The organism is Arthrobacter oryzae, assembly GCF_030718995.1.
GTDB classification, from domain to species: domain Bacteria; phylum Actinomycetota; class Actinomycetes; order Actinomycetales; family Micrococcaceae; genus Arthrobacter; species Arthrobacter oryzae_C.
This window is the reverse complement of the sequence record NZ_CP132204.1, coordinates 3,218,891-3,233,082: the sequence shown is the minus strand read 5'-3', so window position 1 is coordinate 3,233,082 and position 14,192 is coordinate 3,218,891. Positions and strand designations below refer to the sequence as shown.

13 protein-coding genes are annotated in these 14,192 nt (G+C 67.0%); 5 read left to right on the top strand and 8 right to left on the bottom strand.

All coding sequences use genetic code 11. The features are described from left to right. Positions 1-59: 59 nt before the first annotated feature. Genes Q8Z05_RS14745 through Q8Z05_RS14730 form a run of 4 tightly spaced genes read left to right on the top strand, consistent with a single transcriptional unit; the run spans position 60 to position 3,620 of the window. Positions 60-1,070 (top strand): Bug family tripartite tricarboxylate transporter substrate binding protein, encoded by a 1,011-nt coding sequence (locus Q8Z05_RS14745; protein WP_305940356.1) that lies wholly within the window; start codon positions 60-62, stop codon positions 1,068-1,070. Beyond that, entirely contained in the window at positions 1,067-1,579 is a 513-nt protein-coding gene (locus Q8Z05_RS14740; protein WP_305940355.1) for a tripartite tricarboxylate transporter TctB family protein, read from the top strand. The genes Q8Z05_RS14745 and Q8Z05_RS14740 overlap by 4 nt, the downstream gene beginning before the upstream one ends. Next, positions 1,579-3,231 (top strand): tripartite tricarboxylate transporter permease, encoded by a 1,653-nt coding sequence (locus Q8Z05_RS14735; RefSeq protein WP_305940354.1) that lies wholly within the window; start codon positions 1,579-1,581, stop codon positions 3,229-3,231. The genes Q8Z05_RS14740 and Q8Z05_RS14735 overlap by 1 nt, the downstream gene beginning before the upstream one ends. Beyond that, on the top strand, positions 3,228-3,620 hold the full coding sequence (locus tag Q8Z05_RS14730; RefSeq protein ID WP_305940353.1) for a universal stress protein: 393 nt from the start codon (positions 3,228-3,230) through the stop codon (positions 3,618-3,620). Before Q8Z05_RS14735 ends, Q8Z05_RS14730 begins: the two co-directional genes overlap by 4 nt. 98 nt (positions 3,621-3,718) lie before the next feature. On the opposite strand, the gene Q8Z05_RS14725 is transcribed toward Q8Z05_RS14730, so the two are convergent. The 7 genes from Q8Z05_RS14725 to Q8Z05_RS14695 form a co-directional block, all read right to left on the bottom strand. After that, positions 3,719-4,552, bottom strand: coding sequence for an HpcH/HpaI aldolase/citrate lyase family protein (locus Q8Z05_RS14725; RefSeq protein ID WP_305940352.1), 834 nt, complete (start codon positions 4,550-4,552; stop codon positions 3,719-3,721). Between the two features lie 2 nt (positions 4,553-4,554). Then, positions 4,555-5,094: a MaoC family dehydratase gene (locus tag Q8Z05_RS14720; protein ID WP_305940351.1), complete on the bottom strand. Its 540-nt coding sequence runs from the start codon at positions 5,092-5,094 to the stop codon at positions 4,555-4,557. Then, positions 5,091-5,864: a CoA transferase subunit B gene (locus Q8Z05_RS14715; protein WP_371745861.1), complete on the bottom strand. Its 774-nt coding sequence runs from the start codon at positions 5,862-5,864 to the stop codon at positions 5,091-5,093. The genes Q8Z05_RS14720 and Q8Z05_RS14715 overlap by 4 nt, the downstream gene beginning before the upstream one ends. Beyond that, positions 5,861-6,679: a CoA transferase subunit A gene (locus Q8Z05_RS14710; protein ID WP_305940349.1), complete on the bottom strand. Its 819-nt coding sequence runs from the start codon at positions 6,677-6,679 to the stop codon at positions 5,861-5,863. The genes Q8Z05_RS14715 and Q8Z05_RS14710 overlap by 4 nt, the downstream gene beginning before the upstream one ends. A gap of 20 nt (positions 6,680-6,699) precedes the next feature. Beyond that, positions 6,700-7,863 carry an acyl-CoA dehydrogenase family protein gene (locus Q8Z05_RS14705; RefSeq protein WP_305940348.1) on the bottom strand — a complete coding sequence of 388 codons (1,164 nt, stop codon included), beginning with the start codon at positions 7,861-7,863 and terminating at the stop codon, positions 6,700-6,702. A 68-nt stretch (positions 7,864-7,931) separates the two neighbouring features. Continuing rightward, positions 7,932-10,136: an acetyl/propionyl/methylcrotonyl-CoA carboxylase subunit alpha gene (locus tag Q8Z05_RS14700; protein WP_305940347.1), complete on the bottom strand. Its 2,205-nt coding sequence runs from the start codon at positions 10,134-10,136 to the stop codon at positions 7,932-7,934. A 7-nt stretch (positions 10,137-10,143) separates the two neighbouring features. Continuing rightward, a complete protein-coding gene (locus tag Q8Z05_RS14695; RefSeq protein WP_305940346.1) occupies positions 10,144-11,751 on the bottom strand; it encodes a carboxyl transferase domain-containing protein in 1,608 nt (535 codons plus the stop codon). A 152-nt stretch (positions 11,752-11,903) separates the two neighbouring features. On the opposite strand from Q8Z05_RS14695, the gene Q8Z05_RS14690 reads away from it, so the two are divergent. Beyond that, on the top strand, positions 11,904-12,578 hold the full coding sequence (locus Q8Z05_RS14690; RefSeq protein ID WP_371745981.1) for an SACE_7040 family transcriptional regulator: 675 nt from the start codon (positions 11,904-11,906) through the stop codon (positions 12,576-12,578). Between the two features lie 240 nt (positions 12,579-12,818). Here Q8Z05_RS14690 and Q8Z05_RS14685 read toward each other — a convergent pair whose 3' ends face one another. Next, entirely contained in the window at positions 12,819-14,189 is a 1,371-nt protein-coding gene (locus Q8Z05_RS14685; RefSeq protein ID WP_305940344.1) for a dihydrolipoamide acetyltransferase family protein, read from the bottom strand. Between the last annotated feature and the right edge of the window lie 3 nt (positions 14,190-14,192).

Genomic DNA, 14,192 nt, shown 5'->3' with positions numbered 1-14,192 from the left:
AATCACCGGTCAGTTTGCTGACCCGCTTTACCGAGAACTTTACTGAGAAGAGGAACACCATGCGCCAGATCCGCGCATTGCGTATTGCCGCCGTCGCCGCCGGCATCGCCCTGATGGCCACCGGCTGCGGTGCCACCGGGAAAAGCTCCACCGAGGGTGCCACCTCCGGCGCCCCTGCCGGCCCGCTGACCGGCCTCCAGATCATGGTCCCCAACACTGCGGGTGGCGGCTACGACACCACCGCCCGCGTGGCGGCCAAGGTCCTCGAAGACGAGAAAATCGCCACAAACCCCGAAGTCTTCAACCTTGCCGGCGCCGGTGGCACCGTTGGCCTCGCCCGCATCGTTAACGAAAAGGGCAACGGCGACCTCACCATGCTGATGGGCCTGGGCGTGGTGGGCGCGAGCTACACCAACAAGTCCGAGTCCAAGCTGACGGCCACCACTCCCCTGGCCAAGCTCATTGAAGAGCCCGGCGCCATCATGGTCAGCAAGGATTCGCCCTACAAGACCATCGACGACCTGGTTGCCGCCTGGAAGGCTGACCCCGGTTCCATCAGCGTCGGCGGCGGCTCCTCGCCGGGCGGCCCGGACCACCTGCTACCCATGCAGCTTGCCGGCGCCCTGGGCATCGACGCCACCAAAGTGAACTTTGTGTCCTACGACGGCGGTGGAGACCTCCTCCCGGCCATCCTGGGCAACAAGGTGGGCTTCGCGGCCTCCGGTGCAGGTGAGTACCTCAAGCAGATCGAATCAGGCGCGGTCCGCGTCCTGGCCACCAGCGGCGAGAAGCGGCTCGAAGGCGTGGATGCCCCCACTCTGAAGGAATCCAACATCGACCTGGTGTTCACCAACTGGCGCGGCATCGTGGCCCCTCCGGGCATCACCGACGCTGACAAGGCCAAGCTGATCGGCGCGCTCGAAAAGATGCACGGCACGGCAGCCTGGAAAGAAGCCCTGAAGACCAACAGCTGGAGCGACGCCTTCATCACCGGCGCTGAGTTCGAAAGCTTCCTGGCCGAGCAGGACAAGCGGGTGGCGGACGTCCTCACGAAGCTTGGCCTGGCGTGAGCTCCTCACCAACACTGGCCTCACGGCTCAAAGGCCGCTCCGAGCTGGGGGTTGCCCTCCTGCTCGGGGCGGCCGGGGCATTGGTCATCGCGGACGCGGCCCGCATCGTCACCCCCTATTCCCAGTCTGATCCCGTAGGACCGAAAACCCTGCCGTTCATTGTGGGCGGCCTGCTGCTGGTCTGCTCTGTCCTGCTGGCCGTCAACGTGCTCCGCGGCGGCCAGGGCGAAGCCGAAGGCGGCGAGGACGTGGACCTCACCCACCCCGCCGACTGGAAGACCATCCTGCCGCTGGTGGGAGCCTTCGTTGCCAACATCCTGCTGATCGATTGGGCAGGCTGGGTTATCTCGGGAACCATCCTGTTCTGGGGCAGCGTCTGGGCCCTGGGTGGCCGGAGGTACATCCGTGACGGCCTCATCTCCGTGGCCTTGTCCCTCCTGACCTTTTATGGCTTCTACCTTGGCCTCGGCATTGCGCTGCCCGCCGGTCTCCTGGAAGGGATTCTCTGATGGATGTCTTTTCCTCCCTGATGGACGGTTTTGCCACCGCCCTGACCCCCATGAATTTCCTCTACGCCGTCATCGGCGTCGTCCTGGGTACCGCCGTCGGGGTTCTCCCGGGCCTCGGCCCGGCCATGACCGTGGCACTGCTGCTTCCGGTCACGTACGCACTGGAACCCACCAGCGCCTTCATCATGTTCGCCGGCATCTACTACGGCGGCATGTACGGCGGCTCGACCACCTCCATCCTGCTTAACACGCCCGGCGAATCGTCGTCGGTGGTCACCGCCATCGAAGGCAACAAGATGGCGAAAGCCGGCAGGGCCGCACAGGCACTTGCCACGGCGGCCATCGGCTCGTTTGTGGCCGGCACCATCGGCACCACCCTCCTGGCAGTCTGCGCTCCGATCGTGGTGGACTTCGCCGTCAGCCTGGGTGCTCCGAGCTACTTCGCCATCATGGTCCTGGCCCTGCTGGCGGTCACCGCAGTCCTGGGCTCCTCGCGCCTCCGGGGGTTCGCATCCCTGGGCCTTGGCCTCGCCATCGGCCTGGTGGGCCTGGACGTCGTCACCGGCCAGGCCCGGCTCACCTTCGGCGTGCCGCTCCTGGCGGACGGTCTGGACATCGTGGTGGTGGCTGTAGCCATATTCGCCGTGGGCGAGGCACTCTGGGTGGCCGCGCACCTCCGCCGCAACCCCCTGCAGGTTATTCCTGTGGGGCGCCCGTGGATGGGCAAGCAGGACTGGAAGCGGTCCTGGAAACCCTGGCTCCGCGGCACTGCCTTCGGCTTCCCTTTCGGTGCGCTGCCCGCCGGCGGCGCCGAGATTCCCACGTTCCTCTCCTACGTCACGGAAAAGCGCCTCAGTAAACACCCCGAAGAGTTCGGCAAAGGCGCAATCGAGGGTGTGGCCGGTCCGGAAGCAGCCAACAACGCTGCAGCTGCAGGCACGCTGACGCCCATGTTGGCACTGGGCCTGCCCACCAATGCCACGGCCGCAGTGATGCTGGCAGCGTTCACGCAGTACGGCATCCAGCCCGGGCCGCAGCTGTTCGAAAGCGAAGGGCCGCTGGTGTGGGCACTCATCGCCAGCCTCTTCATCGGCAACCTGCTGCTGCTGATCATCAACCTGCCGCTGGCACCGATGTGGGCGAAGCTCCTGCAGATCCCCCGGCCTTACCTTTACGCCGGCATCCTGTTCTTCGCCACGCTGGGCGCCTACTCGGTGAACCTGCAGGCGTTCGATCTGGTCCTCCTGCTGGCGCTCGGCGCGCTGGGCTTCATGATGCGGCGCTTCGGGCTTCCCGTCCTGCCGCTCATCCTCGGTGTCATCCTCGGACCGCGCCTGGAAAAGCAGCTCCGCCAGACGCTGCAGCTCAGCGCCGGCGACCCTGCCGGCCTCTGGAGCGAGCCGATCGCCGTCACCGTCTACATCATCGTGGCGCTCATTCTCCTGTGGCCGCTGCTGTTCAAGCTGATCCGCCGGAGCCGGCCCGCAGCTGCAGTCCCGCCTGCAGCTGCAGACCACACGGGGCAGCGCCAGGATCCGTCCGCACCCGGGACCCACAGCACCACCGACGACGGCGACGCCGCGCACCGCAGCACGGTTCCCCATGACACTGTCCCCCGTGACACCATCCAGCACGATAAGGAGAAACCATGACCATCGTTGTGGGCTACGTACCAACCCCGGAGGGCGAAGCGGCCTTTGACCAGGCCATCAAGGAGGCACGGAAGGCACAGTCCAAGCTGGTGGTCATCAATTCCTCCCGGGGCGATGCCCTGGTGGACAAGCGGTATGCCGGGGAAGCCGAAATCGAGGGCATCGACCAGCGCCTCGGCAAGGAAGGGATCGAGCACATCATCCTCCAGCCGGTCCGCGGCCACGACGCCGCCAATGAGGTCCTGGAAGCGGCGGAGGCACACCGGGCCGATTTGATTGTGATCGGGCTGCGGCGGCGCACGCCCGTCGGCAAGCTGATCATGGGCAGCACGTCCCAGCGGATACTCCTTGAAGCGGACTGCCCTGTTCTCGCCGTGAAGGCCGGCTAAGCGGTACAGCTCAACATGCCAGAGGCCGGGAGTCATTCGACACCCGGCCTCTGCTGTGGTTCAGTCCTATTCCTGGCGGCGAAAGCGGGCTAGGACAGCTAGCGGGCGGCCCGCCGCAGGGTTGACTCCGCGTGCTTCAAGATGGGGCCGTCGATCATCTTTCCGTTGAACTGGAAAACGCCGCTACCGGCAGCAGCGGCGGCCTCCAGGAGCTCCTTGGCCGCGGCAACGTCTGATTCGGCGGGCGCGTATGCTCCCCGGACCACAGCCACCTGGCTGGGGTGGATGCAGGCCTTGGAACCGAACCCGGAGGCGACAGCGTCGCGTGACTCCGCCGCCAGCCCTTCAAGGTCCGGAATGTTGACATAGACGGCGTCAATGGCTTCCTTGCCGAAAGCCGCCGCCGCCAGCAGCACGGTGGACCGGGCGTGCAGCGCCACTGCCCGGTAGCCGCCGTCGTCGTTCCTGCTGGAGGTGCCTCCGAGTGACGCGAGCAGGTCCTCGGCACCCCACATCAGGCCCACCACGTTGGGTTCGGCGGCGATGGCGGCGGCGTTGATGACTCCGGCGGCCGTTTCGCACAGGGCAATGACGCTGTAGCCCTCAAGCGCCTTAAGCTGCTCGGCGTTTTCGGCCTTGGCCAGCATCACGTGGCGGTACGGGGTGTGCTTGAGGCAGTGCAGGTCCTTCTCGAACTCGTCCGTTCCCGCCGGATTGATCCTGATGATCGTCCGGCTGGGGTCCAGCTCCGGAACGTCGCCGGTGGCGCCGAGCTGGGCGAGGATCGCGCCCCGGGCCCGCTGCTTGTCGGCAGGGGCGACGGCGTCCTCCAGGTCCACGATGACGGCGTCGGAACGTTCCGCGGCTTTCTGGTAGCGCTCGGGCCGGTCGGCAGGACAGAAGAGCAGGGCGGGCCCCATCAGGAAAGTCATGTTTAGATTGTCCCCTTTCCGGCCGCTTCGTGCGCCTCCCGCGTCCACATCAGGCAGCTGCGCGAGGCAAGTGCCACCACAGTGCCGTCCTGGTTCCTGCCCGTGTGCTGCATGGTCACGATGCCCTGCCCCGGACGCGACGCCGACGGCCGCTTGCCGGTGATGACAGTCTCCGTGTACAGGGTGTCGCCGTGGTACAGCGGGTGCGGGAACGACACATCTGTCAGTCCCAACTGCGCGATGATGGTCCCCTGGGTCAGCTGCGGGACCGACTGCCCCACCACGGTGGCCAGGGTGAACATGGAGTTCACCAGCCGCTGGCCGAACGGCTGCCCGGCGCTCCAGGCAGCGTCCAGGTGCAGCGCCTGGGTGTTCATGGTCATGGTGGTGAACAGGACGTTGTCCGTCTCGGTGACGGTCCGTCCGGGGCGGTGGGCGTAGACGACGCCTTCCTCCAGCTCGTCGAAGTAAAGGCCGCGCTGTTCAACCACCCTGGGCCGGCCGGTGGTTGGGCCCGTCGAAACCTCGTCAGCACTGGTCATACGGTCAGTTCCTGGTCTTCTTCGAAGAGTTCCGCTCCGGTGGCCGCAGCCACTTCCTCGGCGGTCACGTTGGGGGCCAGTTCGCGCAGCACGAGCCGGGAGGATCCGTTTTCGGTGACGACGTCGATCACGGCGAGGTCGGTGATGATCCGGTCCACGCACCCCTTGCCGGTCAACGGTAGTGTGCACTGCTGCACGATCTTGGGCTTGCCGTTGCGGTCCACGTGCTCCATCATCACGATTACCTTCTTGGCCCCGAACACCAGGTCCATGGCACCGCCCATGCCCTTGACCATCTTTCCGGGAATCATCCAGTTGGCCAGGTCACCGTTCTGGGCCACTTCCATGGCGCCGAGCACGGCAACGTCAACGTGTCCGCCGCGGATCATGCCGAAGGAGGACGCGGAGTCGAAGAATGCGGCGCCTTTGTTGACGGTGACGGTTTCCTTGCCGGCGTTGATCAGGTCCGGATCCACCTGGTCTTCAGCGGGGTACGGCCCCACGCCCAGGATGCCGTTCTCGGAGTGCAGGACCACTTCGACGCCGGCGGGGATGTAGTTGGGGATCAGCGTGGGCATCCCGATGCCGAGGTTGACGTACTGCCCGTTGTGGAGTTCGCGGGCCACCCGGGCGGCGAGTTCGTTGCGGGTCCAGCCTTTCGTATCGGGCAGGGTCCCCTCCGGATGCCCGACGGCGGGCGGCCGGTATTCGTGGCGGACGGCTTCGGGGCGGGGCGGTGCGTCCGGCGTGCTGTTCGATTCCACGGTCATGCTCCTGCCTGGTCGGTTGCCTGCTGGTCGGTTGCCTGCTGGCCGGTTGCCTGGGTGCCGGCGGCGGCCACCGCGACCGTCCGCTTTTCGATGCGCTTCTCGCCCTGGGCTGCCAGGACAACCCGCTGGACGAAAATGCCGGGAACGTGGACGTGCTCCGGATCAAGCTCGCCGGGCTCCACCAGTTCCTCAACCTCGGCGATGGTGATCCGCCCGGCCATGGCGCAGAGCGGGTTGAAGTTCATGGCCGTGGCGTGGAAGACGAGATTCCCGTGCCGGTCGCCCTTCCAGGCGTGGACGAGGCCGAAATCCGGGGTGAGCGATTCCTCCAGCACATAGTCGGCACCGTTGAAGGTGCGGACTTCCTTGGGTGCGGAGGCGATGGCGACGGTCCCGTCGGCGTCGTACTTCTGCGGGAGGCCGCCGTCGGACACCTGGGTTCCCACGCCCGCCGGTGTGTAGAACGCCGGGATGCCGGCGCCGCCGGCGCGCAGTTTTTCCGCGAGCGTGCCCTGCGGGGTGAGCACCACCTCGAGTTCGCCGGAGAGGTACTGCCGGGCGAACTCCTTGTTCTCACCGACGTACGAGCTGATGGTGCGGCGGATCCTGCCGTCCTTCAGCAGGATCCCCAGCCCCCAGTCGTCCACGCCGCAGTTGTTGCTGACAGTTTCCAGGCCGGTGGTCCCGTGCCGGTGGAGGGCATCGATGAGGGCAACCGGGATGCCGCACAGTCCAAAACCGCCGACGGCGAGCGAGGCGCCGTCGGGGATGTCCGCGACGGCCTCCTCTGCGCTGGCAACAACCTTGTTAATCATCAGTGATCCTTTCAGGCCGGCTACAGTCCCAGTTCGCGGGCGATCAGCATCAGCTGGACCTCCGTGGTGCCCTCCCCCACTTCAAGGATCTTGGAGTCGCGGTAGTGGCGTGCCACGGTGAATTCGTTGATGAAGCCATAGCCGCCGAACACCTGGGTGGCGTCCCGCGCGTTGTCCATGGCTGCCTCGCCTGCGACCATCTTAGCGATGGCCGCCTGGGTCTTGAACGGCTTCCCGGCGAGCATCCTGGCGGCCGCGTCGTAGTAGGCCAGCCGCGCCGTGTGGGCCCGGGCTTCCATCCGGGCGATCTTGAACGCGACGGCCTGGTACTTGCCGATGTTCTGCCCGAACGCGCTGCGTTCCTTGGCGTATTTCACGGACAGGTCCACGCAGCCCTGGGCCGCTCCGGTGGCGAGTGCGGCGATGGCGATGCGGCCCTCGTCCAGGATGGACAGGAAGTTCGCGTAGCCGCGGCCCTGCTCGCCGAGGAGGTTCGCCTCCGGTACGCGGACGTCCTTGAGCGTGAGCGGGTGGGTGTCCGAGGCGTTCCAGCCCACCTTGTTGTAGGCCTTCTCGGCCTTGAACCCGGGGGTGCCGGTGGGCACGAGGATGGTGGAGATTTCCTTCTTGATGCTGCCGTCTTCGCGCTCGTGCTTGGCGGTGACGGCCGTCACGGTGACAAGGCTGGTGATGTCCGTGCCGGAGTTGGTGATGAACTCCTTGTTGCCGTTGATGATCCACTCACCCCCTTCGAGCCGGGCGGTGGTCTTGGTTCCGCCCGCGTCGGAGCCGGCCTCGGGTTCGGTCAGGCCGAACCCGGCGAGCGCCTTGCCGGACGCCAGGGAGGGCAGCCATTCCTCTTTCTGGGCGTCGGTGCCGAACCGGTACACGGGCATGGCGCCGAGGGAGACGCCGGCTTCCAGCGTGATGGCCACGGACTGGTCCACCCGGCCCAGCTGCTCCAGGGCGAGGGCGAGGGCGAAGTAGTCCCCGCCCATGCCGCCGAACTCTTCCGGGAACGGCAGGCCGAACAGGCCCATGTCCGCCATCTGGGAGACCACCTCGTAGGGGAAGCTGTGTTCCTCGTCGTGTTTTGCGGAAACCGGTGCCACCACTTCGTCGGCGAATTCGCGGACGGTGTTGCTGAGGTCCTGGTATTCCTCGCTGAGCTCAAAATCAGCCATGTTGGGATTTCCTTGTCTTAAGTCTGTAACGGGTCTGTTGGTGTACTGAAGGTGAAGATGCGGGACGGCTACTCTGCCGCGCCCATGGCGATGACGGATTCCTCCACCGCGTCCTCGGCTGCGTCCGACGCCGATGGCGGCGCCGCGGGGTGGACGGTGGCAAGCACCTGGTCCGCCTTGACCAGGTCGCCGGACGCGGAGCTGATGTGGACCGTGCCCTCGAGCGGTGCAACGAGCTGGTGCTCCATCTTCATCGCCTCCACCGAGAGCAGGACCTGGCCGGCCTCCACATGGTCGCCGTCGCTGACGGAGACGGAGACCACCGTGCCGGGCATCGGCGAGCGCACTGCCGGGTCCGCGGCGCCCTCCTCGCGCTGCACCGCAGCCAGGACGCGGGCCAGCCGGGACTCGCGGGTCAGCACCTCGAGCCGGCAGGACCAGCCCTCGTTGCCGAGGAAGATCGTCTGCGGATTGCCCTGTGGAGGGTAGGAGTTCCAGAAACTACCCAGCGCGTACCGGACTTCTTCACCATCGATTTCCAGGTAGACGTCGTCACCGGACAGACCGATCACAATCACCTTGTGCGCGGGACCATCGTTGACGCGGACAAGGGCGTGGCCCAGATCGAGGTTGCTCAACCAGGTGACGGCCACGGTGGCCACTCCCCCGCCGGGCGTTCCGAAGCTCATCCGCCACGGCGCGGATGCACCGAGGCGCCAGCCGGTGGTGGTATCCCAGGGGGACCGCACCGTGACCGGGGCCTCCGCCAGGACCCAGAACTGCATGGCGGCGGCGATGAGCTCGGCGTCCGCGACCAGCCGGAAGGTGAAGTCCGGCATTTTTCGTTCGATCAGGCCGGTGTCGAGGCGGCCGGCGCGGACATCGGCGTCGTTGATCAGCAGCCGCAGGTATTCAACGTTGGTGTCGATGCCCAGCGCCGTGTAGCGCGAAAGTGCCGTGTCGAGCTTGTCCAGCGCAGCTGTGCGGTCCCTGCCCCAGGCGATCACTTTGGACACCATGGGATCGTAATCGCTGGAAATTTCGAGTCCCTTGAGCAGGGCGGAGTCGATGCGGATGTCCGGATCGGCGGCCGCCGGAGTCAAGGAGTCCGGATCGTCCATGGCGGTGAAGATTTCCCCGCGCTCGTCCAGGACAACCACTTCGCCGGTGGACGGCAGGAAGTTCCGTTCCGGGATTTCGGCGTAGACGCGTGCTTCCACCGAGTGTCCGTCAAGCACGACGTCGTCCTGGCGGACGGTGAGTTCCCCGCCGGCGGCGATGCGCACCTGCCATTCGACCAGGTCGATGCCGGTGACCATCTCGGTGACCGGGTGTTCCACCTGCAGGCGGGTGTTCATCTCCATGAAGAAGAACTCGTCCGGGGCGTTGTCGGAGACCAGGAACTCCACCGTGCCTGCGCCGCTGTAATGGACGCTGCGGGCCGCGTTACAGGCCGCCTCGCCGATCCGCGCACGGACAGCGGCGCCGTCGGGCAGGGACTCGAGCAGCGGCGAGGGCGCTTCCTCAATGACTTTCTGATGGCGGCGCTGCAGGGAGCATTCGCGCTCCCCCAGGTGGATCACATTGCCGTGGTTGTCCGCCAGGACCTGCACTTCGATATGCCGCGGTGCCAGCACCAGGCGTTCCAGGAAGAGGGTGTCGTCGCCGAAGGCGCTGGCCGCGACCCGGCGGGCGGTGGCCAGGGTGGCCTCGAGCTCCTCCGGGCGTTCGACGATGTGCATGCCTTTTCCGCCGCCGCCGGCGGAGGGCTTGATCAGCAGCGGGAAACCGACGGCGGCAGAGGCCTCGATCAGTTGCGCGTCCGTCATTCCGGGTTCGGCGATGCCCGGGACCACGGGCACGCCGTAGCCGGTGACGTGGTTCTTGGAGCGGATCTTGTCGCCCATGACATTGAGGGACTCAACGCCGGGGCCGATGAAGGTGATGCCCGCCTTCTCCAGCGCGCGGGCGAAGTCGACATTCTCGCTGAGGAAGCCGTACCCCGGGTGCACGGCCTCGGCGCCCGTCTCGCGGCAGGCACGGACGATTGCCTCAATCTTGAGGTAGCTCTCGGCAGCGGCCGCCGGGCCGATCCGCACGGCTTGGTCGGCTTCACGCACGTGGCGCGCACCGGCGTCGGCGTCGCTGTAGACGGCCACCGAACGGATGCCGAGCGCGCGCAGGGTGCGGATCACGCGGCAGGCGATCTCGCCGCGGTTGGCGACGAGCACGGTGCCGAAGAGCGGCTTCGGGGGCGATGAGGGGGTAGTCATTTCTGGCTCACATCCGGAAGAGGCCGAAGGAGGTCTCCGGCAGCGGGGTGCGGGAGACGACGTCGAGCGCCAGTCCCAGGACGGTGCGGGTGTCCGCGGGGTCGATCACGCCGTCATCCCACAGACGGGCGGTGGAGTAGTAGGGGCTGCCCTGGTCCTCGTATTGCTGCTTGATGGGTGCCTTGAAGGCCTCCTCGTCCGCGGCGGACCATTCTTCGCCGCGGGCCTCATACTGGTCCCGCTTCACGGTGGCCAGCACGCTGGAAGCCTGGTTGCCGCCCATCACGGAGATCCGCGACGCCGGCCACATCCACAGGAAGCGCGGCGAATAGGCCCGCCCGCACATGGAGTAGTTCCCGGCGCCGAAGGAGCCGCCGATCACCACTGTCAGCTTGGGCACGCGCGCGGTGGCCACGGCCGTGACCATCTTGGCGCCGTTCTTGGCGATGCCGCCCTGCTCGTAGTCCTTGCCCACCATGAAACCGGACAGGTTCTGCAGGAAGATCAGCGGGATGCCGCGCTGGTCGCAGAGCTCGATGAAGTGGGCGCCCTTGAGCGAAGACTCGCTGAAGAGCACGCCGTTGTTGGCCACGATGCCCACCGGATGGCCGTGCAGCTTCGCGAAGCCGGCCACCAGGGTGGTTCCGTAGTTCTTCTTGAACTCGTGGAAGCGGCTTGCGTCCACCAGCCGGGCGATCACCTCACGCACGTCGTACTGGGCATTGACGTCGGTGGGGACGGCGCCGTAGAGCTCCTCCGGATCCGCGGCCGGTTCGACGGCGGTGTCAATGTCCCAGGCGGGGGCGGCCGGGCGGGGCAGGGTGGAGACGATGTCCCGGACGATCTGGAGGGCATGCTCATCGTTCTCGGCCAGGTGGTCGGTGACGCCGGAGATTTTCGAATGGACGTCCCCGCCGCCAAGTTCCTCGGCAGTGACGATCTCGCCGATCGCGGCTTTCACCAGCGGCGGCCCGCCCAGGAAGATGGTGCCCTGGTTGCGGACAATCACGGTTTCGTCGCTCATCGCGGGGACATAGGCGCCGCCGGCGGTGCAGGAACCCATCACGGAGGCGATCTGCGGGATCCCTGCCGCGGACATCTTCGCCTGGTTGAAGAAGATCCGGCCAAAATGTTCCTTGTCCGGGAAGACCTCGTCCTGTTTCGGCAGAAAGGCCCCTCCGGAGTCCACGAGGTAGATGCAGGGCAGCCGGTTCTCCAGCGCGATTTCCTGCGCCCGGAGGTGCTTCTTGACCGTCATCGGATAGTAGGTGCCGCCCTTGACCGTGGCGTCGTTGGAGATGACCAGCACCTGGCGGCCGTGGACCAGACCGATCCCCGCAATGACGCCGGCACCCGGGGAATCGTCGTTGTACATGCCGTTGGCGGCGAGCGGCGCGATCTCGAGGAACGGGCTGCCGTCGTCGAGCAGCTGGTCGATGCGCTCACGGGGCAGCAGCTTGCCGCGTGCCACGTGCCGCTCCCGGGACTTCTCCGGCCCGCCCAGCGCTGCCGTGGCGAGGCGTTCCTTCAGCTCGCGGGCCAGCCCCAGCTGGGCCTCGCGGTTCGCGGCGTAGGCGGCGCTGCCGGTGTCCACCAGGCTGGCGATTGTCTCCATTGACTGCTTCCGTTCCCGGACGCCCGGCGGGGCCGTCCTGAGCGATTCGGTTAGTACCGCATAACTGAGATTTAGGTTAGTCTCTATTAACTGTGATGTCCAACACGCGCCCGCCTTGCTAGGATTTGCAGTTCCAAGGAGGAAATGTGCCGATCACTGAGCGCAGCCCCGGCAGCCCGGCGGACCAACGGGTCGAGGCAGCAACCGAGCGGGTCCAGACCACCCAGCGCAGCCGGGCGAAAGAAAGCCGGCGGCAGGCGCTGCTGTCCTCGGCGGCCACGCTTTTTGCCCTCAACGGCTTCAACCGTGTTTCGCTGGAAGACCTGGGCGCCGCCGCCGGCGTCAGCGGCCCGGCCGTCTACCGGCATTTCGCGGGCAAACAGGCGGTCCTCGGGGCCCTGCTGCTCACCGTGAGCCAGGAGCTGCTGGAGGGCGGCCGGCGCGTGGTTGCGGACGCCGCTGATCCGGCCGCCGCCCTGGCCCGGCTGGTTCAGTTCCATGTGGATTTCGCCCTGAGCAATCCCGACGTCATCAGGGTCCAGGACCGCGACTTCAGCAACCTGTCCGACGACGACCAGGCCGAGGTCCGCACGCTGCAGCGCAACTACGTGGAACTGTGGGTGGAGGTGCTGCAGGCGCTGCACGCGGGCACGGACACCGCCGAGCTCCGGATGCGCGCACACGCCGCATTCGGCCTCATCAACTCCACGCCGCATTCGGTCCGCAGCCACGGCCGGCGGGTCGCGGCCAAGTCCGCAAGGCCGCTGCTGGAGAGCATGGCCCTCGCCGCCCTCCTGGTGACCGCCAGCCCCGTGCCCGGCGAGTAGAAGCAACACTGCCGGCCGCCCGTTCCCCGGCGACCCGGCTCGCGGCGTAACCGGGGCACTTAGACACGGACACGCCGAAAACTGCGGCGCCGCCGTCGTAAATTGGCCTCAAAGTGCCCCACGACGGCCGCCCCCCCGTGCCCTCCTGGTGACCGCCAGCCCCGTGCCCGGCGAGTAGAAGCAACACTGCCGGCCGCCCGTTCCTTCCGGAACCGGCAGCCGGCAATTCGTGCGGATTTGCTAGACCATGGCCAGGACCATGCCCGGGTCCGCCAGGATGGCCCCGATGTCCGCCAGGAAGCGGGACCCCTGTTCGCCGTCCACCAGCCGGTGGTCGAAGGACAGGCTCAGTGTCATGACCTGGCGCAGTGCCACTTCATCCTTGTATTCCCACGGCATCCTCCGGACGGCACCCATGGCGAGGATGGCTGCTTCGCCCGGATTGAGGATGGGCGTGCCGGCATCAATGCCGAACACTCCGATGTTGGTGATGGAGATGGTGCCGCCGGAGAGCTCGGCCGGGCTGGTCTTGCCGGACCGGGCGGTCTCGGTCAGGGCCGTGATGGCCGTGGACAACTCGGTCAGGGACATGCGGTCCGCGTCCTTGATGTTCGGCACGGTCAGTCCGCGGGGAGTCGCCGCGGCAATTCCGAGGTTCACGTAGTTGAACTGCACGATCTCCTGGCTGGCCTCCTCCCAGCGCGAGTTCAGCGACGGCTGGCGGCGGAGGGCGATCAGCAAAGCCTTGGCCACGAGTGTCAGCGGAGTGAGCTTGAGGCCTTCAAAAGCCCGGCTTGCCTTGAGCCGGGCCAGCAGCTCCATGGTGGGGGTGACATCGACGGTCAGGAATTCCGTGGCGTGCGGTGCCGTGAAAGCACTGGACACCATGGCCGCAGCGGTCAGCTTACGGACACCCTTGATGGGCGTCCGGGTTTCGCGTTCTCCCGGGGCGCCGGTGCCGGTGCCCGCTCCGGCCAGGGCGCGGGCAGCCGCCGGAACGTCTCCCCCGCCGACAAAGTTCCGCACGTCGTCGCGGGTGATCAGACCTCCGGCGCCGGTGCCGGCCACTTCCGTGAGCTCAACACCGAGGTCCTTGGCCAGCTTCCGGACAGGCGGCGTGGACCGCGGACGTTCGGCAGGGGCTGCGGTGTCGACGCGTCCGGCCGCCGGGGCTGTGGCCGGCTCCGCGGCCGGGGCAGCCCCTGCGCGTGCCGGGGCTGTGGCGGGCTCCGCCACCGGCGAAGCGAACGTGCGGGCACGCCGTGCCGGACGGCCGGAACTTTCGACGACGGCGCCGTACCCCACGAGGTTGGGTTCCCGTTTGGCGGCCTCCGCCTGGGCCGGACCTCCGGCCGCGGGGCCGCCGTCGTCGCCCTCAACCTCGAACGAAACGATCGGCTTGCCAACCTCCACCACGGTTCCCGCCTTTTCGTGGAGGGCTGTGATCACACCTGCGAACGGCGACGGCAGTTCCACGACCGCTTTGGCGGTCTCCACTTCGGCAATGACCTGGTTCAGGGCCACGGTATCGCCCACGGCCACTTTCCAGCTAAGGATTTCTGATTCCGTCAGCCCTTCACCGAGGTCCGGGAGCCTGAATTCCTTGATCATGGC